Consider the following 19288-nt stretch of genomic DNA (forward strand, 5'->3'; position numbering starts at 1 on the left):
AGGCGGGTACGACAGCGGGGGACGCGGTGGGCGCAGAAGGGGTCACGCGTCGGCGGCGTCCGCCGCTTCCCGGCCGGCGGGGGCGGCGGCGCACCGGGCGGCGGTGTGCGCCGGGTGTGCGGGGTGCATGGGCATCTCGGTCAGCCCCGGGAAGTAGACGTGCAGGCTGACGGCGGGTTCGAGCGCGTCGTTGACGACGTCGTGCGCGTACCCCGGTGCGAAGACGTGCTGTCGACCGGCCCGCAGCGCGCGCGTGCCCTTCCGGGTGCGCTCGGTCAGGGTGCCGTCCAGGACGGTCAGGACGCCGGAGGAGCGGCCGTGGTCGTGCAGTCCGGTGCCCTGCCCGGGCACCCAGGACAGCAGCCACACCTCGTAGCCGATCGGGGTCCCTGGCGGCCGGACGGCGCCGTGCGCCTCGGGGACGGCGCGCAGCCGGTGGTACCAGCGGGTCGTCGCGTCGTAGCGGACGAGGTGCTCCCACTGGGCGCGGTCGGCCGCGATGGACCTGGCCAGCCCCACGAACTCGGCCACGGTGACCGGGTGCTCGCGCGGGGCCTGGAGGAGGTGGGGGACCTCGAGGAGGTCGCCGGCGATCTGGAGGTCGCTGTCGCTGTTCATGAGGTGCGGTGGTTCCTCGGAGGGGGTCGGAGAAGACCGGGGGAGGGGGCGGAGACCGAAGCGAGGCCGGAGGCATCGGCGCGGACCGGGGGAGTCCGGTGATCCGCTGGGAGGGGCGGGGTGCCGGGCGCGCGGGGCCCGGACGGCGACTGGAGCGGGCGCCCGGGGGCGCGGGGCTCAACAGCCGCAGCAGCGACAGCTACAGCGAGCGCGGGCAGCACCGTGGGACCCGGCGGTGCGGGTCGAGGTGAGTACCGAGTTCGCGAGCATGCCCACAAGGACACCGGTTCACACCAACGCTGTCAACTCGATGCCCGGAATGTGGGACATGCTTCACCTCATCCGGTTCATCTCGCAGGTGAAAGGTTTGCTCAGCGGGAGTCCGGGACACATGGCGCACATGCCGGGCGCGCAAGCCCCGTTGCGATCCCGTGATCCGAATGTGATCCGGTTCGCTTCGGCGGGCGATCCGGAACGGGATCGAAGGCCTGGGCGTCCTTCCTTCTGTGGGCCCCGGCGGGGGCCCGCGCGGGGCGGGAGGTCTTCGGGGCCCCCGCTGTGTGTCAAGGTTTATGCCGATTTGAACACTTTCCGCATGGCCTTGGTTCCGCAGAGTGAATAAGGGGCCCAATAGCAGATCTCGGCTTGACTCGCCCGGAGCAGCACACTTGTAATTTCACTCGTGTCGTTCAGCCGGTATCGGTAACGGCTACATCACGGGGACGCGAAAGACAGACGAGGGGCGCACATGACCGAGCTGGTGCAGCAACTGCTGGTCGACGACGCGGACGAGGAACTCGGCTGGCAGGAGCGCGCGCTGTGCGCCCAGACCGACCCCGAGTCCTTCTTCCCCGAGAAGGGCGGCTCCACCCGCGAGGCCAAGAAGGTCTGTCTCGCCTGCGAGGTCCGCTCCGAATGCCTCGAGTACGCCCTCGCCAACGACGAACGCTTCGGCATCTGGGGCGGCCTGTCCGAGAGGGAGCGGCGCCGCCTGAAGAAGGCCGCGGTCTGACGCCGTCCGCCCGCCCGCCGGGCGCCGCACCTCCCCGCAGAATCCTCACGAACGGCCCGTCGCAGGTGGGTTATCCACAGGCGGCGGGCCGCCGTCATGGCCAGCCAGTAGTGTGGTCGCTCGTCCGAGACGCCCCGCTGCCCGAGGGGCACAGGCGTCCACCGCATCCACCGAACCGGGGCCGTGTATCTCGATGTCCGTGCACAGCCGTACGGCAGCCCATTACGACGCCGCAGCGCCGTCGGACCCCCCGCGCGCCATGCCGTTCGCCCCCGCGCAGTCCGATCCCGAGCGCCCGCCGGAGTTCCCGCGGCACGTCGTGACCGCCGTCCTCGTCTCCCATGACGGCGCCCGCTGGCTGCCCGACGCCCTCGCCGGGCTCCTCGGCCAGGAACGCCCGGTGCAGTACGCCGTCGCGGCCGACACGGGCAGTGCGGACACCTCCGCCCAGGTGCTCGGCGAAGCCCTCGGCGACGACCGCGTGCTCCACCTCGCCCGCCGTACCGGCTTCGGCCAGGCCGTCGAAGAGGCCACCCGCACCGCTCCGTACCTCACCCCGGACGAACTGCCCTACCTCAAGCGCCCCAGCGGCTGGGACCCCGTCGGCCGCACCTGGCGCGACGACGCCTACGACCTGCCCGACCTGCCGCACGGAGAACCGGTGCAGTGGCTCTGGCTGCTGCACGACGACTGCGCCCCCGAACCCGACGCCCTCGCCCAGCTGTTGCGGGTCGTCGACAACGAGTACGAACTCGGCCGCGACGACGTGGCGGTCGTCGGCCCCAAGCTCCGCGGCTGGTACGACCGCCGCCAACTCCTCGAAGTCGGCGTCAGCATCGCCAACTCCGGCCGCCGCTGGACCGGCCTGGACCGCCGCGAACAGGACCAGGGGCAGCACGACCACGTCCGGTCGGTCCTGTCGGTGTCCACCGCCGGAATGCTGATCCGGCGTGACATCTTCGAACAGCTCGGCGGATTCGACCGCAGGCTGCCCCTGATGCGCGACGACGTCGACCTGTGCTGGCGCGCCCACGCCGCCGGCCACCGCGTCCTCATCGCCCCCGACGCCGTCGTACGACACGCCGAGGCGGCCTCCCGCGAGCGCCGCACCGTCGACTGCGTGGGCCGCACAGCGGCCTCCCCGCACAAGGTCGACAAGGCCGGCGCCGTCTACACCCTGCTCGTCAACACCCGCACGGCGGCGCTGCCCTGGGTGCTCGCACGCATCGTCCTGGGCACCGTGCTGCGCACCCTCGCCTACCTCGTCGGCAAGGTCCCCGGACAGGCCCTCGACGAGATCCGCGGCCTGGCCGGCACCCTGCTGCGCCCCGAGCGGATCATCGCCGGCCGGCGCGCGCGCGGTGCCTCCCGGATCGACAAGGGCGAGCTGCGCGCCCTGTTCCCGCCGCCCGGCGCCACCGTCCGCGCCACCGTCGAACAGGTCGCGGGCAACCTCGTGGGCCGCTCCGACCCCGAGGCCTCGGCCGCGGGCCGGCACGGCGGCGCCGTCGAGTCGGGACCCGGCGGAGAGGACGCCGACTACCTGGAGATCGAGCAGTTCGCCCGCCTCAAGCGCATCGCCCGCAAACCGGGCCCGGTGCTCTTCCTGGTCCTGCTGCTCGTCTCGCTGATCGCCTGCCGGAGCCTGCTCGGCGGCGGCGCGCTCGCGGGCGGCGCCCTCTTGCCCGCCCCCGCCGACTCCGGCGACCTGTGGTCGCGCTACCTCGACGCCTGGCACCCCGTCGGCGCCGGCGGCACCCCGTCCGCGCCGCCCTACCTGGCGCTCGTGGCGATGCTGGCCTCCCTGCTGCTCGGTTCCACGGGCCTCGCCGTCACCGTGCTGCTCGTCGGTTCGGTGCCGCTGGCCGGATTCACCGCGTACTTCGCCTCCCGCCCCCTCGTCCCCTCCCGCCTGCTGCGCGCCTGGGCGGCCGTCGTCTACGCCTTCCTGCCCGCGACCACCGGCGCCCTGGCCGGCGGCCGCATCGGCACCGCCGTGCTCGCCGTCCTGCTGCCGCTGATCGCCCGTGCGGGCATCGCGGCCGGCGGCCTCACCGCACCTCCCGGCGCACGCGGCAGCTGGCGCGCCACCTGGGCCTACGCCCTGCTGCTGACCGTCACCACCGCCTTCACCCCCATCGTCTGGCCCATCGCGCTGGTCCTCGGCATCGCCGTGCTGGCCGTGCGCCGCCGCGACCTGGTCGCCCACCTGCCCCGCTTCCTGGCCCAGTTGCTCACCCCGCTGCTGCTGCTCGCCCCCTGGTCGCTGACGCTGCTGCCGTCCGGTTTCTTCAAGGAGGCCGGTCTCGAGTACGGCTCCTCGGCGGCCTCCGCCCTGGACCTGCTCGGCGCCACCCCGGGCGGCCCCGGCACGGTGCACGGGCTGATGCTCATCGGCATCGTCCTGGCCGCGCTCGCCGCCCTGCTGCGTGCGCAGCGCCAGTTCACCGTCTGGGCCGCCTGGTCCGTCGCGCTGGTGGCACTCGTCTTCGCCGTCCTGTCCAACGGCTCCACCTGGGCCGGCCCCGCGACCCTCGTCTACGGCCTGGCCCTGCTGACCGCGGCCCTGCTCGGCGCCGACGGGGCACGCGCGCGCGTGGCCGAGCAGAGCTTCGGCTGGCGTCAGCCGGTGGCCGCGCTGATCGCCTTCGCCTCGGCCGCCGGCCCGCTGCTCGTGGTCGCGGGCTGGATGATCCGCGGCGCCGACGGCCCGCTGGAGCGGCGCGACGCGGTGCAGGTGCCCGCCTTCGTCGCCGAGGAGAGCAGCACCCGTGACCAGGCCCGCACCCTGGTCCTCGACAGCGACTCCCCGGCCCACGTCGGCTACATGCTCGTCCGCGGCTCCGGTGTCCGCATGGGCGACGCCGAACTGGCGGCGGACGGCGGGAACAGCAGGCTCGACAAGGTCGTCGCCAACCTGGTCGCGGGCTCCGGCGCCGACCAGGCCGGCCAGCTCGGCGGCTTCGCCGTGCGCTACGTCCTCGTCCACAAGGGCGCGCCCCGCGAGATCAGCCGCGTGCTGGACGCCACCCCCGGCCTCTCCCGGCTCAGTCAGCAGGACGGCAGCGCCCTGTGGCGGGTGAACCAGGAGGTCTCCCGGGCCGCCGTCCTGCCCGCGCCGGACCCCGCCGCGGGACGGGGCGGCGCCTCCGGCGCGGGCACCGCCGCCGCGCAGCCCGTGGCCGCCGGCCCGGTCGAGATCCACACCACCGTCCCGTCGGGCCCCGCGGGCCGCGTGCTGCGGCTGGCCGACTCCGCCGCCGCGGGCTGGACCGCCACCCTGGACGGCAAGCCGCTCACCCGCACCACCGTCGACGGCTGGGCCCAGGGCTTCCAGCTCCCCGCCTTCGGCGGCAGGCTCGACGTCACCTTCGACGCCCCGCTCGCGCGCACCGCCTGGCTGTGGGCCCAGGGCGCCCTCGCCGTCGTGCTGGTGGTGCTCGCCCTGCCCGGCCGCCGCCGCGACGTCGACGACGACCTGCCCGAGGAGCAGCCCGTGCCCGCGCAGGCCGTGGCCGGCGAGGGCCGCCGGGCCCGCAGGCTGCGCGCCCAGGCCGAGGCGGAGGCCGAGTCCGGGACCGACGAGCAGGACCGGCAGACCCCGCCCCAGGAGCCGGGCGGTGTGCCGCCCCTCCCGGAGCCCGCCCCGGCCGCCGTGCCGCACCAGCAGTCCTACGGCGAGTGGGACACCACCGCCTACGCGGGCACCGGAGCGGAGACCGGCTACGGCGCCTACGGCGACCAGCAGTACCCGGCGGCCGCCCCGCCCCAGCAGTACCCGGCGGGCACGTACGACCAGGCGTACCAGGGCGGCCAGACCGACCCGTACCAGAGCGGTCCCTACGACCCGTACGCGTACGGCGGCGGCCAGGTCCCGGCCGACTCCTACGGCCAGACCTACCACCAGGGGTACGAGGAGCAGCCGTACGACCCCGCGCAGCACCATCCGCACGGCAACGGCAGTGAGCGCCCCGACGGGAGCCAGCAGTGAACCGCACGACCCTGTCCCTGATCGCCGGTGTGGCCGCGCTCGCCGCCGTCACCGGATTCGCCGCGCTGGAGAGCCCGGACGCGGCAGGCGCCGGCACCGCGAAGGCCGCCGCGCGGCTGCCGGTCGAGCGCACCACCCTGGTCTGCCCGGCGCCGAGCAGCTCCGACATAGCCGACACCTCGTACACGTCCTTCACCCCGGTGACCGCGGGGACGGGCAGCGGCGGCAAGGCCGAACTCCGGTCCGCCACCGAGGAGTCCGACTCCGCCACCGGCAATTCCGCGGGCAAGGGGAAGGGCGAGGACGGCGGCAAGAAGGCCGGCCGGCCCGCGCTGCAGCCCAAGGCGCCCGGTACGCCGGTCACCGGGGACACCTCGGGCGGGGACACCCCCGCGCTGATCGGCACCGCCGAGGGCAAGTTCGCGCCCGGCTGGACCATGCAGCAGACCACCGAGGTCGCGGCGGGCGCCGGACGCGGCCTGCTGGGTGTGGACTGCACGGCCCCGGACACCGAGTTCTGGTTCCCCGGCGCGAGCACCGCCCCCGGCCGCTCGGACTACGTCCACCTGACCAACCCGGACGACTCCGCCGCCGTCGTCGACATCGAGCTGTACGGCAAGGACGGCGCCGTGAAGTCGACCGCGGGGGAGGGCATCACCGTCGCCCCGCACTCCAGCGAACCCGTCCTGCTGTCCACGCTCGGCGACACGCCGCAGGAGGACCTCACGGTGCACGTGAGCGTGCGCAGCGGCAGGGTCGGCGCGGCGGTGCAGGCACTCGACGACAAGGACGGCGGGGACTGGCTGTCGGCCGCCGCGGACCCGGCGACCGGTCTGGTGCTGCCGGGCATCCCCAAGGACGCCGCCTCCGTGCGGCTGATCGCCTTCACGGCGGCCGACGCCGACACCGACCTGAAGGTGAAACTGGCCTCGCCGACCGGGCTGATCACCCCCGCGGGGCACGAGACCGTGCACGTGAAGGGCGGCACGACGACCGCCGTCGACCTGGGCGACCTCACGCGCGGGGAGGCCGGCTCGCTGGTGCTCACCCAGGCCTCGTCACCGGTGCCGGTGGTCGCCGCGCTGCGGGTGACCAGGGGCAAGGGAAGCAAGCGGGAGACGGCGTTCATCCCGGCGTCCGCACCGGTCGGGGCACGGGCGACGGCCGCCGACAACAGCGCGAAGGGCTCGACCCTGTCGCTGACCGCCCCCACCGCCACCGCGCAGGTCAAGGTCACCGCGTCGGCGGGCACCGAGGGCGGCACGCAGGCGTCGCGGACGTACACGATCAAGGCGGGCACCACCCAGGACATCGTCCCGCCCCGCCCGTCCGGCCTGAAGGGCGGTTATGCCCTCACCGTGGAGTGCCTGTCCGGCGGCCCGGTCTACGGCGCCCGTACGCTGACCGCGTCGGTGGAGGACACTCCCGGCTTCACGATCCAGACCCTCCCGGACGACCGGGGGACGGTGTCGGTCCCGCACGCCGACGAGGACATCGCGGTACTCCAGGAGAAGTGACCGCGGGCCGGGGCGGGCAGCAGCGTCAGGGCCGGAGCGGGACCCGGTCCTGACCGGGCACGCCGCCGGCACCGGGGCTCGCCGCACCTCCTCGGTGTCCGGGCGCCCCCGCCCCGGCGGGCGCGCCCCGGGCCGGGCGGGGGCCGGCCAGGAAGCAGCCCGGGCCGGCTCTGGCCGGTCAGTCCTCCCCGTAACGGGGGTCCACCGTCTCCGGTGTCAGGCCCAGCAGTTCGGCCACCTGCTCGACCACGATCTCGTGCACCAGCGCGGCCCGCTCGTCGCGGCCCTTGCTGCGGATCTCCACCGGCCGCCGGTAGACCACGACCCGCGCCCGCCGTCCCTCGTCCGCGGGCACCGTGTCGCCGAGCGGCACCGGCTCGTCGCTCCAGGTCTGCCCGGACCCGGCCGGCCGCGGCACCTCCAGCACGACGAAGTCGACGTCGGCCAGCTGCGGCCACCGCCGCTCCAGACGGTCCACGGAATCCTGCACCAGGTCCGCGAACACCTCGGCGCGGCTCGCGGCGAGCGGCACCTGCGGCGGTGCGATCGGGCCGCGCATGCCCCGGCCGTGGCGATCACGTCGGCGGGGCCCGGGGCCTGCGGCACGGGGCGGTACACGGTTGTCCATCACCGCTGAAGGGTAGTCCCCGGCCCCCTCGCGCGCCTCGTTGCGGACGCCGTGCCCGCCGCCGTGCCGCCCCCGCCGGACCGGTCACTTGATGCCGGTTCCGGCCAAGCTCGGACTCGATTCCGTATCTCTCCGAGACCGCCGATCTCAAGGCAATTGACGGTTTTTGTACCCAATCGTGACCGGAGCAAGGGCTGTTCGAGATCCCGGCGGGCGCCGTCTGCGCAGGTCAGTAGGGTGTGCCCGAAGGGGTGTGTGGGGTGATTCACAGTACGACACGGGGGAGTGACCTGGTGGAGAGTCGTCGCGGCCCGCTCAAGAGTGCGGTACCGTCCAACGTCGTGAGCCCTGTACGTCGCTGTTCGCGCACCGCTTGCGGCCGTCCCGCCGTAGCGACGCTGACGTACGTCTACGCCGACTCGACCGCCGTCCTCGGCCCGCTCGCCACCTACGCCGAGCCGCACTGCTACGACCTGTGCGCCGAGCACTCCGAGCGCCTCACCGCCCCGCGCGGCTGGGAGGTCGTCCGGCTCCTCGACGGTTCGGCCCCCGCCCGGCCCAGCGGTGACGACCTGGAGGCGCTCGCCAACGCCGTGCGCGAGGCGGCCCGCCCGCAGGAACGGGCGGCCGAGGCCGGCGGCGGTGGCACCCGCGGAGCCGACCCGATGGAGGTCGCGCGCCGCGGCCATCTGCGTGTCCTGCGCTCACCGGACAACTGACAAAACCGTTCACCACGGCCCGAGTCGGGTCCGACGCCCTCCGTCGTCCCCCTGCGCCCTCGCGCGCTCCGCGACCCTGGCGCCGTGTGCCGCGCCGGGCGGCGCGCCTTCCCCGCCCCGCTCGTGCGTCGGCCGCACTGCCCGGGACGGGTAGTTTGTGGGGACCGATTGGGACTTCAGAAGGGCTGGCCGTGGCTGCTGATCTGTCGCAGATCGTCAAGGCGTACGACGTGCGCGGGGTGGTCCCGGACCAGTGGGACGAGTCGCTCGCCGAGCTGTTCGGCGCGGCGTTCGCCGAGGTGACCGGGGCGGACGCCCTCGTGACCGGGCACGACATGCGGCCCTCGTCACCCGGCCTGGCCCGCGCCTTCGCACGCGGAGCGGCACGGCGCGGCGTCGACGTCACCGAGATCGGCCTGTGCTCCACGGACCAGCTGTACTACGCCTCCGGCGCACTCCACCTGCCCGGCGCGATGTTCACGGCCTCGCACAACCCGGCCCGGTACAACGGCATCAAGATGTGCCGTGCGGGGGCCGCGCCCGTCGGCCAGGACACGGGACTGGCCGAGATCCGCGAACTGACCGAGCGCTGGCGCGCGTCGGGCGCCCCCGGACCGGCCGCGCGCACGGGAACCGTCACGCGGCGCGACACGCTGGAGGACTACGCGGCGCACCTGCGCTCGCTCGTGGACGTGACCTCCATCCGCCCCCTGAAGGTCGTCGTCGACGCGGGCAACGGCATGGGCGGCCACACCGTCCCCACGGTCCTGACCGGCCTGCCCGTCGACCTCGTCCCGATGTACTTCGAACTGGACGGCACCTTCCCCAACCACGAGGCCAACCCGCTCGACCCGGCCAACCTCGTCGACCTGCGCGAGCGGGTCCGCGCGGAGGGCGCCGACCTCGGCCTCGCCTTCGACGGCGACGCCGACCGCTGCTTCGTGGTCGACGAACACGGCGAGCCGGTCTCCCCGTCCGCGATCACCGCCCTGGTCGCCGCCCGCGAACTGGCCCGGCACGGCGGCCACGGCGTGATCATCCACAACCTCATCACCTCCTGGTCCGTCCCCGAGGTGGTGAAGGAGAACGGCGGCACGCCGGTGCGCACCCGCGTCGGCCACTCCTTCATCAAGGCCGAGATGGCGAGGACCGGCGCGATCTTCGGCGGCGAGCACTCCGCGCACTACTACTTCAAGGACTTCTGGAACGCCGACACGGGCATGCTGGCCGCCCTGCACGTCCTCGCGGCGCTCGGCGGCCAGGACGGCCCCCTGTCGGCCCTGGTCGCCCAGTACGACCGCTACACCGGCTCCGGCGAGATCAACTCCACGGTCGCCGACCAGGCCGCCCGCCTCACCGCGCTCAGGACCGCCTACGCCGGCCGCGACGACGTCACCCTCGACGAACTCGACGGCCTCACGGTCACCGCCGACGAGTGGTGGTTCAACGTGCGCCCCTCCAACACCGAACCGCTGCTGCGGCTCAACGCGGAGGCGCGCGAGCCGGCGACGATGGCCAAGGTGCGCGACGAGGTCCTGGCGATCATCCGCGGCTGAGGACCGGTCCCGGTCGCGCAAGGACGTGAGGGCCTGTCCCGGTCGCGCCGGAACCGGCCCGACGAGCGCTCCGCCGGGGCCCGGACAGGCCCCTGACCGGCCCCGCCACCCGGGCCCCGACCGGCGGTACGCTGACCAGGCACGTCCGTACGGCCACACACGGTCCGTACCACCACACACGCACCCCGCGTCCCGAAGGGAAACCCCATGCCGCTCGAAGCCGGCCTTCTGGAGATCCTCGCCTGCCCGGCCTGCCACGCTCCCCTCGAGGAGCAGGACACCGAGCTGGTCTGCACCGGTCAGGACTGCGGCCTGGCCTACCCGGTCCGCGACGGCATCCCCGTCCTGCTCGTCGACGAGGCCCGCCGCCCCGCCTGACGCCCGCGGCCGGCCCGCCGCCCGGCAGCGCGAATCCCGTCCGGGCAGCACCCGGCACGGCCAGGCAGGCGCCCCGAAGCTCCGACACCCGGAGTCCGGGTACTTGAAGTCCAGGTACCTGAACCCCGGGAACCCGGAGGCCGGGCACGCGAGCCCGGTCACCGGAGGCCCGGCGACGGAAGGCCGAACGTCTCCCCGTCCGGCGGCCCGCCCGTCGGCAACCGCCCCGCAGACCCCACGCCCCGCAGTCCAGACGCCCGCCGTCCCGACCACCCGACGTTCCGACGCCCCGAGGCCCGGCGTTCGGCACCCGATCGGAGGCTGCCGCCCATGCTCGACGAATCGCTGCTCGACGCCCCGGAAGCACTCGCCGCCGCCGACCACCGCGGACTGCTCCGCGGCGCGGCCGAGGCCGGTGCCCGCGTCCGCACCGCCGCCCGGCACGCCGCCGAGGCGGGCGTGGGCGACCTGAAACCCGACGGCCGCCCCCGCGCCGTGCTGATCGCCGGTCCCGGCGCCGCCGCCACCCACGCCGCCGACCTCCTCGGCACGCTCGCCGGCGCGGGCAGCCCGGTCACCCGGCTGGCCCCGACCGGCGTCGCCTCCGCGTCCGGCGCCCTGCGCTGGGAACTGCCCGGCTGGGCCGGCTCCGTCGACCTGCTGCTCATCGCCACCCCCGACGGCACCGAACCGAGCCTCGCCCTGCTCGCCGAACAGGCCTACCGCCGCGGCTGCACCGTGGTCGCCGTGGCCCCGGCCGGCACCCCCCTCGCCGAGTCCATCGCGGGCGCGCACGGCCTGTTCGTCCCCATGGCGACCGCCCCCTACGACCACGACGAACCCCTCGCCGGATCCGCCCCCGGCGTGCTGTGGGCGCTGCTGACCCCGCTGCTCGCGCTCCTGGACCGCGTCGGCCTGCTCACCGCCCCGCCCGACGCCCTGGAGGCGACCGCCGACCGGCTCGACCAGATCGCCGAGCGCTGCGGGCCCGCCATCGTCACGTACAGCAACCCGGCCAAGACCCTCGCCGCGGAACTCGCCGACTCCCTGCCGGTGATCTGGACCGAGGGAGCCGCCGCCGGCCCCGCGGGACGCCGGTTCGCCGCCGGACTCGCCGAACTGTCCGGCATCCCCGCCGTCGTCGCCGAACTCCCCGAGGCACTCGCCGCGCACAGCGCCCTCCTCGCCGGTCCGCTGGCCGCCAGCGCCGACCCGGACGACTTCTTCCGCGACCGCGTCGACGAGCCGCCCGCCCTGCACGCGCGCGTGGTGCTCCTGCGCGACCGCCCGCTCGGCGGCCTCACCGCCGCCCCCACCGCCCGTGAACTGGCCCTCAGCCACGACACGCCGATCAGCGAACTGGAACCCGAGCCCGGCGGCGAGATCGAGAGCCTCGCGGAACTCATCGCCGTCACGGACTTCGCCGCCGTCTACCTGTCGCTCGCCTCCAGGGCCTGACGCGGGACGAGCCGGACCGGGACGGCGCATCCGGCACCACCCGCCCGGCCCGGCCTCCCACACGACCCGAACCGACCTGGACGCCCGGATCGCCGTACGACGGGGTGCGGTGCCCTGACCAGAACTGCAGAGAGAAGCGCATGGACCGCCTGGACAACACCATCCGCCCCTACGCCTGGGGTTCCACCACCGCCATCCCGCACCTCCTCGGCGTAGAACCGAGCGGCGAACCGCAGGCGGAGATGTGGATGGGCGCCCACCCGGGCGCGCCCTCGCGTACCGCACGCGGCACCCTCGCCGAGGTCATCGACGCCGACCCGGAGCGCGAACTGGGTGCCGGGACCGTCGCGAAGTTCGGCCCCCGCCTGCCCTTCCTGCTCAAGATCCTCGCCGCCGGAGCACCCCTGTCGCTCCAAGTCCACCCCGACCTGAGGCAGGCCGAGGAGGGCTACGCCGACGAGGAGCGCCGCGGCGTCCCCGTCGACGCCCCGCACCGCAACTACAAGGACGCCAACCACAAGCCGGAACTGATCTGCGCGCTCACCGAGTTCGACGGCCTGTGCGGCTTCCGCGCCCCCGACGAGGCCGCGGACCTGCTCGCCGCCCTCGACGTGGACTCCCTCAAGCCCTACGTCGACCTGCTGCGGGCCCGCCCCCAGGAGGCGGCCCTGCGCGAGGTGCTCACCGCGCTCCTCACCGCCGACCCCGAGGAGATGGCCCACACGGTCGGCGAGGCCGCGGCCGCCTGCGCCCGCCTCGGCGGCGACCACGCCCCGTACGCGGGCATCGCCCACCACTACCCCGGCGACCCGGGCGTGCTGGCCGCGATGCTCCTCAACCACGTCCGCCTCCAGCCCGGCGAGGCCCTCTTCCTCGGCGCCGGCATCCCGCACGCCTACCTCAGCGGGCTGGGCGTGGAGATCATGGCCAACTCCGACAACGTCCTGCGCTGCGGCCTGACCCCCAAGCACGTCGACGTCCCCGAACTCCTGCGCATCGTCCGCTTCGAGGCGCGTGACGCCGGCGTGCTGCGCCCCGAGGCCGCCCCGGACGGCGAGGAGGTCTACGAGACCCCCATCGACGAGTTCCGGCTCTCCCGGTACGTCCTTCCCGAGGGCGCCCCGGCCCACGACCTCACCCTGCACACCCCGCAGATCCTGCTCTGCACGGCAGGCTCCGTACGGGCCGGCGAGCAGGAACTCACCCCCGGGCAGTCCGTGTTCGTCCCGGCCGGCGAGAAGGCAGAGGTCCTCGGGGCGGGCACCGTCTTCCGGGCCACGGTCGTCGTGTGACCCGCGCCACCTGACCGCGCGTCCCCCTGCCGGACGGGGCTGCGACAATGGCCCACCGGCAAAGGGCGGGCAAAGGCCCGGGCCGGGGGCGGACGCGTACGGCACAACGGACGCGTGCGCCCCACCACGGGTACGCACTGCCCCGTGCGGCACCCCCGCGCACGCGCACATGCCCTGTGCGCGAGCGCGTACGAAGGCGATACGAAGGCGAAGGGACACCCCGGACAACATGAGCGCGTCAGGCGGCACCAGGGCGATCGTGGCGGCACTCGGCGCCAACCTCGCGATCGCGGTATCGAAGTTCGTGGCCTTCGCCTTCAGCGGCTCCTCGTCGATGCTCGCCGAGGGAGTGCACTCGGTCGCCGACTCGGGCAACCAGTTCCTGCTGCTGATCGGCGGCAAGAAGGCCCAGCGCGAGGCGACCGAACAGCACCCGTTCGGCTACGGCCGCGAGCGCTACATCTACGCCTTCCTCGTCTCCATCGTGCTGTTCTCCATCGGCGGCATGTTCGCCATCTACGAGGGCTACGAGAAGATCAGCCACCCGCACGAACTGGAGAACTGGTACTGGCCGGTGGCCGTCCTCGCCTTCGCGATCTGCGCCGAGGGCTTCTCCTTCCGCACGGCCGTCAAGGAGTCCAGCGAACTGCGCGGCACGCTCTCCTGGGCGCAGTTCATCCGCCGCGCCAAGGCCCCCGAGCTGCCCGTCGTCCTCCTGGAGGACTTCGGCGCCCTGATCGGTCTCGTCCTCGCCCTCGGCGGCGTCGGACTCTCCCTGCTCACCGGCAACGGCATCTGGGACGGCATCGGCACCGTCTGCATCGGTGTGCTGCTCGTCCTGATCGCCCTCGTGCTGGCCGCCGAGACCAAGTCCCTGCTGCTCGGTGAGTCCGCCGGCGCCGACGTCGTCGAGGAGATCAAGGCCGCCACCGTCGACGGCGCCACCGTCACCGGGATCATCCACATGCGCACCCTGCACCTCGGCCCCGAGGAACTGCTCGTCGCCGCCAAGATCGCCGTGCGGCACGACGACACCGCCGCCGAGGTCGCCGCCGCCATCGACGCCGCCGAGGCCCGCATCCGCACCGCCGTCCCCATCGCCCGCGTCATCTACCTCGAACCCGACATCTACAGCGCGGCCGAGGCCGCCAAGGGCCCGGACCCGGAGGCCACCCCGGGCGGCCCGAACCCCCACGCCGGCGGCGGACACTGACCCCACGAACGGCCCGGTCCGTGCGGAGGCGGACTGGGGCCGCCCGCATCCGCGGTGTAGCTTGGGACGGAGCCAGACGTCGCTGCTGATGGCGGTCGGGCGGCCCGAGGACGGGCCGGCCGAGGGAGAGAGGGCCTCCGACGGACTGCGCTGCGCGCACGCGGGCATGCCTGTGTCCTCCTCGGGCACTCCTGTGTCCGCCGCCGCGCAGGTCAGCCGTACCCACCTCGACCCGATCCCGAGGAGCAGCCCGTAATGACGACTGTCGACAGCCGACAGGACTTCAAGGTCGCCGACCTGTCCCTGGCCGAGTTCGGCCGCAAGGAGATCACCCTCGCCGAGCACGAGATGCCCGGTCTGATGGCGATCCGCAAGGAGTACGCGAAGACGCAGCCCCTGAAGGGCGCCCGCATCACCGGCTCCCTGCACATGACCGTGCAGACGGCCGTGCTGATCGAGACCCTGGTGGCGCTGGGCGCCCGCGTCCGCTGGGCGTCGTGCAACATCTTCTCCACCCAGGACCACGCCGCCGCCGCCATCGCGGTCGGCCCGAACGGCACTCCGGAGAACCCCCAGGGTGTTCCGGTCTTCGCCTGGAAGGGCGAGAGCCTGGAGGAGTACTGGTGGTGCACGGAGCAGGCGCTGACCTGGCCCGACGCCGCCACCGGCGGCCCGAACATGATCCTCGACGACGGCGGTGACGCCACCCTGCTGGTCCACAAGGGCGTCGAGTACGAGAAGGACGGCAAGGTCCCCTCGGTCGACACCGCCGAGTCCGACGAGCACCGCGTCATCCTCCAGCTGCTGACCCGCACCCTGGGTGAGAACCCCCGGAAGTGGACCCAGCTGGCCTCCGAGATCCGCGGCGTGACGGAGGAGACCACCACCGGCGTGCACCGGCTGTACGAGATGCAGCGCGAGGGCACCCTCCTCTTCCCGGCGATCAACGTCAACGACGCCGTGACGAAGTCGAAGTTCGACAACAAGTACGGCTGCCGGCACTCCCTGGTCGACGGCATCAACCGCGCCACCGACGTCCTGATCGGCGGCAAGACCGCCGTCGTCTGCGGCTACGGCGACGTGGGCAAGGGCTGCGCGGAGTCGCTGCGCGGCCAGGGCGCCCGCGTGATCATCACCGAGATCGACCCGATCTGCGCCCTGCAGGCGGCGATGGACGGCTACCAGGTCACCACCCTGGACGAGGTCGTCGAGACCGCCGACATCTTCGTCACCACCACCGGCAACAAGGACATCATCCTCGCCTCCGACATGGCGAAGATGAAGCACCAGGCGATCGTCGGCAACATCGGCCACTTCGACAACGAGATCGACATGGCCGGTCTGGCGAAGATCCCCGGCATCGTCAAGGACGAGGTCAAGCCGCAGGTCCACACCTGGACCTTCCCGGACGGCAAGGTCATCATCGTGCTGTCCGAGGGCCGCCTGCTCAACCTGGGCAACGCCACCGGTCACCCGTCGTTCGTGATGTCCAACTCCTTCGCCGACCAGACGCTGGCCCAGATCGAGCTGTTCACCAAGCCCGACGAGTACCCGACCGGCGTCTACGTGCTGCCCAAGCACCTCGACGAGAAGGTCGCCCGCCTCCACCTGGACGCGCTCGGCGTCAAGCTGACCCGGCTGCGCCCGGAGCAGGCGGCGTACATCGGTGTGGAGGTCGACGGCCCGTACAAGTCGGACCACTACCGCTACTGACCGACCCCCACGGACCGAACCCCAGGACCGGTCCGCGAGCCGCACCCGGCCCGCCCGGTCCGCCGGTCCCCCCGGTCCTCCGAGGCAGGCCCCCGCACCCCCGTGCCGGGGGCCTGCCCCGTTGACCGCCCGTCGACCGGCCCGGCCACGTCAAGCCCCAGGAACCCCATGCCCCGCGGCCGCTATTCGCTCCACGATCCGCACGATCACACCCCCCTGGCGGAAGAACACTTCCAGTGCGCCCCGGGCCCTTCGGGCTGGCGCTACGTCTCCCAGGTCACCACCCCCTCGGGCGATCACCGCGGTTCGGTCGACCTCGCACTCGACGAACTCGGCCGCCCGATCCGCCTCGAGCTCCACGCGGGCGGCTGGCAGGTGCGCGGCGCCGCCCTCGACGGCGTCACCTGGGTGCGCACCGACCCCACCGGAACCCACGCCACCGAAGGCAATGTGCGCGCCCACGCCTTCACCGGCACGTCCCCCGCGTTCCTCGTCGCCACCGCCCGTCTCCTGCGCCTCACCCCCTCGGCCTCCGCCACCCGCGTACGCCTCGTCGCCTTCACCGATCCGGTCCTCGCCCCCCGTACCGTGGACCAGTCCTGGGCCCTGGTGGACAGAGAAGCACACGCCACTGACAACGGCCCCCTGATCGTGGACGAATACCAGGTCACAGCCCTGGACACGGGAGAACGGCACACCGTGCACCTGGCGGGTGACGTGGTCCTGGCCGCCCCCGGCATCGAGCTGGAGGACCTCCGGACACCGCCGTCCGTCTTCGCCCCCTGACCGGTCACGCGGGAGGCACGAACCCCGTTGCGGGCGGCTCACCCGTGCCCACATCCCGAAGCGGGCCGGCCTCCGACGGCGGTACGACCGGCGCCTGCGGGACCTCCGGCGCCTGCGGCAGCTGGGCCGAAGGGGGATCGGCCGGGGGGAAGCCGGCCGACGCGGAGGCGGCCGGAGGAAAGCCCGGGGAAGGATCACCGGGAGAGCCGCCGAAGGCCCGCCGGGCCTCCCGGACCTGCCGCTCCTGCAGCACCGCCGCCAGATACATCGCCGGCGGAACCCCGGCCGGCGCGTGCGTCCCGGTGCGGGCGGCGAGGTCCCCGGCGAGGCGCTGCCCCATGCCCCAGGCGATCTCCGGGTCCATCTGCTGCATCCGTGTCAGGAACTGGCGCACCGCCAGCCACAGCCCGTCCGGCACCGCCGACAGGTCGAGCGTCGAGAACCGTCCCGACAGCCACGGCGGTGGAGGCGGTACGAAGGCGGCCTGACCGGCCGGGATCCGCTCCCGTACGACGAGCGTCCCCGCGAACACGTCGCCCAGCCGCCGCCCCCGCGCCGACACCAGCGAAGCGATGCAGGCGACGACACCGAACGTCATCAGGATCTCCACCACGCCGATCGCCCCCCGCACCAGCGCGTGCCGGAACCGGATCGGCCCGCCGTCGTCCCGGACGACGCGCAGTCCGCACGCCAGCTTTCCCAGGGAGCGTCCGTGGCTGAGCGTCTCGACCGCGATCGGCCCGCCCACCAGCACGAGCACGAAGGCGGCGATCGACACCGCGACGCCTGCCGCCTCGTCCAGCGAGGCCGTGGCGGCCAGCAGGCCCACGCTCACCACGACATAGGCGGCCAGGGCCACGACGAGGTCGAGCAGCACGGCCAGTGCCCTGCTGGGCAGCCTCGCCGGACGCAGCTCCAGCGCCACGGCCTCACCCGTCACCAGCTCACTCACGCCCGCCACCCTTCCCTGGCCTGCCCCCGAAGACCGCCAGTCTGCCAAGCTGAGGGCCGCCCCGTCGCAGTAGGACAAGCTGCACGTCCGACGGGCAGCCGACCGACCAGCCGAGGAGCAGGCAGACACGATGGACCTGGACGTCTTCGTCTCCGCCCACCGAGCCGAGTGGGACCGCCTGGAAGTCCTGCTGGGCCGCCGACGCCGCCTCACCGGCGCGGAGGCCGACGAACTGATCGTCCTCTACCAGCGTGCGGCCACCCACCTGTCGCTGATCCGGTCCATCGCCCCCGACCCGCTGCTCACCGGCCGCCTCAGCCGGCTCGTCGCCCGCGCGCGCGGGACCGTGACCGGCACCCGCCGGGCCTCGTGGCGCGACGTCAGCCGCTTCCTGCTGGAGGGCTTCCCGGCGGCGGTCTACCGGGCGCGTCACTGGTGGGTGCCCACGGCACTGCTCTCCACCGCCGTCGCCGCACTCCTCGGCTGGTGGATCGGCACCCACCCGGCGGTACAGGCGACCATCGCGGCTCCCAGTGAGCTACGGCAGCTCACCCGCCCCGGCGGCGAGTACGAGACCTACTACTCGGATCACCCCGCGACCGCCTTCGCCGCCCAGGTGTGGACGAACAACGCCCAGGCCGCCGCCATGTGCCTGGTCCTGGGCGTCTTCCTGGGGCTGCCCGTCCTCTGGATCCTCTTCGAGAACATGCTCAACCTGGGCGTCGGTATCGGGCTGATGTCCTCGGCAGGCCGGCTCGACACGTTCCTCGGCCTGGTCCTGCCGCACGGCCTGCTCGAACTGACGGCGGTCTTCGTGGCCGCCGGTACGGGACTGCGCCTCGGCTGGACCCTCATCGACCCCGGCCCGCGCACGCGCCGCGCCGCTCTGGCGGAAGAGGGGCGGGCAGCCGTGGGCATGGCCATCGGACTGGCCCTCGTCCTGTTCGTCTCCGGCGCTATCGAAGGCTTCGTCACCCCTTCCGGCCTTCCCACCTGGGCCCGTATCGCCATCGGAATCGCCGCCGAACTGGCCTTTCTGACGTACGTCTACGTCCTGGGCGGCCGTGCAGCGCGCCTCGGCGGCACAGGTGACGTGGCGCCGGCCGAGCGAAGCGCCAGCGTGCCGACGGCCGCCTGATGTGCGTTTCGGCCCGCTGAGCTGCTAGTCTCCTCTTCGCCCCACCGGAGCCGTTGACACGGGCCGGGCGGGGAGGTAGATTCGAACAGTTGCCTGGAGCTGGACGTCACGTCCGGATGGGCGACGGTGAACATCTATCTGCTTCCGGAGTCGATATCGATTCCGAGGAAGCCCCCGATGAATCGGAAAACGAAGCCCGGTCAGACCGGCTGAGAACTTCTGATAGAGTCGGAACCGCCGGAAAGGGAAACGCGAAGCGAAAGCGGAGCGGGAACCTGGAAAGCACCGAGGAAATCGGATCGGAAAGATCTGATAGA

The 19288-nt window shown here is 73.4% G+C and carries 15 protein-coding genes; 12 read left to right on the forward strand and 3 right to left on the reverse strand.

What is annotated here, in order from left to right:
- Window positions 1-42: 42 nt before the first annotated feature.
- On the reverse strand, window positions 43-618 hold the full coding sequence (locus IG64_RS06430; protein ID WP_037852942.1) for a cysteine dioxygenase: 576 nt from the start codon (window positions 616-618) through the stop codon (window positions 43-45).
- 748 nt (window positions 619-1366) lie between these two features.
- On the opposite strand from IG64_RS06430, the gene IG64_RS06435 reads away from it, so the two are divergent.
- From IG64_RS06435 to IG64_RS06445, 3 genes are all read left to right on the forward strand, one after another.
- Complete coding sequence (locus IG64_RS06435; RefSeq protein WP_003975777.1) at window positions 1367-1630, forward strand: WhiB family transcriptional regulator; 264 nt, start codon at window positions 1367-1369, stop codon at window positions 1628-1630.
- 193 nt (window positions 1631-1823) lie between these two features.
- A complete protein-coding gene (locus tag IG64_RS06440) occupies window positions 1824-5621 on the forward strand; it encodes a glycosyltransferase family 2 protein (protein WP_037852944.1) in 3798 nt (1265 codons plus the stop codon).
- Entirely contained in the window at window positions 5618-7138 is a 1521-nt protein-coding gene (locus IG64_RS06445; RefSeq protein ID WP_037852947.1) for a DUF5719 family protein, read from the forward strand. The genes IG64_RS06440 and IG64_RS06445 overlap by 4 nt, the downstream gene beginning before the upstream one ends.
- Before the next feature lie 178 nt (window positions 7139-7316).
- Here the strand turns inward: IG64_RS06445 and IG64_RS06450 are convergent, their stop codons facing one another.
- Entirely contained in the window at window positions 7317-7766 is a 450-nt protein-coding gene (locus tag IG64_RS06450) for a metallopeptidase family protein (RefSeq protein ID WP_078883825.1), read from the reverse strand.
- Window positions 7767-8059: 293 nt separating this feature from the next.
- Between IG64_RS06450 and IG64_RS06455 the strand changes: the two genes are divergently transcribed.
- From IG64_RS06455 to IG64_RS06485, 8 genes are all read left to right on the forward strand, one after another.
- Window positions 8060-8485, forward strand: coding sequence for a DUF3499 domain-containing protein (locus IG64_RS06455; RefSeq protein WP_078883826.1), 426 nt, complete (start codon window positions 8060-8062; stop codon window positions 8483-8485).
- Between the two features lie 191 nt (window positions 8486-8676).
- Complete coding sequence (locus tag IG64_RS06460) at window positions 8677-10041, forward strand: phosphomannomutase/phosphoglucomutase (RefSeq protein ID WP_037852954.1); 1365 nt, start codon at window positions 8677-8679, stop codon at window positions 10039-10041.
- 207 nt (window positions 10042-10248) lie between these two features.
- A complete protein-coding gene (locus IG64_RS38390; protein ID WP_078883827.1) occupies window positions 10249-10419 on the forward strand; it encodes a Trm112 family protein in 171 nt (56 codons plus the stop codon).
- A 330-nt stretch (window positions 10420-10749) separates the two neighbouring features.
- On the forward strand, window positions 10750-11877 hold the full coding sequence (locus IG64_RS06465; RefSeq protein ID WP_037852956.1) for an SIS domain-containing protein: 1128 nt from the start codon (window positions 10750-10752) through the stop codon (window positions 11875-11877).
- A gap of 140 nt (window positions 11878-12017) precedes the next feature.
- The gene (gene manA, locus IG64_RS06470) at window positions 12018-13169 is read left to right on the forward strand and encodes a mannose-6-phosphate isomerase, class I (RefSeq protein WP_037852957.1); all 1152 of its coding nucleotides are present in this window, start codon (window positions 12018-12020) and stop codon (window positions 13167-13169) included.
- A 229-nt stretch (window positions 13170-13398) separates the two neighbouring features.
- Window positions 13399-14382: a cation diffusion facilitator family transporter gene (locus IG64_RS06475; RefSeq protein WP_037852959.1), complete on the forward strand. Its 984-nt coding sequence runs from the start codon at window positions 13399-13401 to the stop codon at window positions 14380-14382.
- A gap of 255 nt (window positions 14383-14637) precedes the next feature.
- Window positions 14638-16095: an adenosylhomocysteinase gene (gene ahcY / locus IG64_RS06480; protein WP_037852960.1), complete on the forward strand. Its 1458-nt coding sequence runs from the start codon at window positions 14638-14640 to the stop codon at window positions 16093-16095.
- Between the two features lie 168 nt (window positions 16096-16263).
- Window positions 16264-16881 (forward strand): hypothetical protein, encoded by a 618-nt coding sequence (locus IG64_RS06485; protein WP_037852962.1) that lies wholly within the window; start codon window positions 16264-16266, stop codon window positions 16879-16881.
- A 4-nt stretch (window positions 16882-16885) separates the two neighbouring features.
- Here IG64_RS06485 and IG64_RS06490 read toward each other — a convergent pair whose 3' ends face one another.
- A complete protein-coding gene (locus IG64_RS06490; RefSeq protein WP_037852964.1) occupies window positions 16886-17833 on the reverse strand; it encodes an RDD family protein in 948 nt (315 codons plus the stop codon).
- Window positions 17834-17963: 130 nt separating this feature from the next.
- Here IG64_RS06490 and IG64_RS06495 point away from each other — a divergent pair, with 130 nt between their 5' ends.
- Window positions 17964-18971 carry a stage II sporulation protein M gene (locus tag IG64_RS06495; RefSeq protein WP_037852966.1) on the forward strand — a complete coding sequence of 336 codons (1008 nt, stop codon included), beginning with the start codon at window positions 17964-17966 and terminating at the stop codon, window positions 18969-18971.
- Window positions 18972-19288 lie beyond the last annotated feature (317 nt).

It is taken from the genome of Streptomyces sp. NRRL S-340 (genome assembly GCF_000720185.1).
Classification (GTDB): Bacteria; Actinomycetota; Actinomycetes; order Streptomycetales; family Streptomycetaceae; genus Streptomyces.

Bases quoted from the DNA above. Each gene is read 5' to 3' on its own strand.
- IG64_RS06430 (WP_037852942.1), bottom strand. From the start codon at position 618: ATGAACAGCGACAGCGACCTCCAGATCGCCGGCGACCTCCTCGAGGTC.
- IG64_RS06435 (WP_003975777.1), top strand. From the start codon at position 1,367: ATGACCGAGCTGGTGCAGCAACTGCTGGTCGACGACGCGGACGAGGAA.
- IG64_RS06440 (WP_037852944.1), top strand. From the start codon at position 1,824: ATGTCCGTGCACAGCCGTACGGCAGCCCATTACGACGCCGCAGCGCCG.
- IG64_RS06450 (WP_078883825.1), bottom strand. From the start codon at position 7,766: ATGGACAACCGTGTACCGCCCCGTGCCGCAGGCCCCGGGCCCCGCCGA.
- IG64_RS38390 (WP_078883827.1), top strand. From the start codon at position 10,249: ATGCCGCTCGAAGCCGGCCTTCTGGAGATCCTCGCCTGCCCGGCCTGC.
- IG64_RS06465 (WP_037852956.1), top strand. From the start codon at position 10,750: ATGCTCGACGAATCGCTGCTCGACGCCCCGGAAGCACTCGCCGCCGCC.
- manA (WP_037852957.1), top strand. From the start codon at position 12,018: ATGGACCGCCTGGACAACACCATCCGCCCCTACGCCTGGGGTTCCACC.
- IG64_RS06475 (WP_037852959.1), top strand. From the start codon at position 13,399: ATGAGCGCGTCAGGCGGCACCAGGGCGATCGTGGCGGCACTCGGCGCC.
- ahcY (WP_037852960.1), top strand. From the start codon at position 14,638: ATGACGACTGTCGACAGCCGACAGGACTTCAAGGTCGCCGACCTGTCC.
- IG64_RS06485 (WP_037852962.1), top strand. From the start codon at position 16,264: ATGCCCCGCGGCCGCTATTCGCTCCACGATCCGCACGATCACACCCCC.
- IG64_RS06495 (WP_037852966.1), top strand. From the start codon at position 17,964: ATGGACCTGGACGTCTTCGTCTCCGCCCACCGAGCCGAGTGGGACCGC.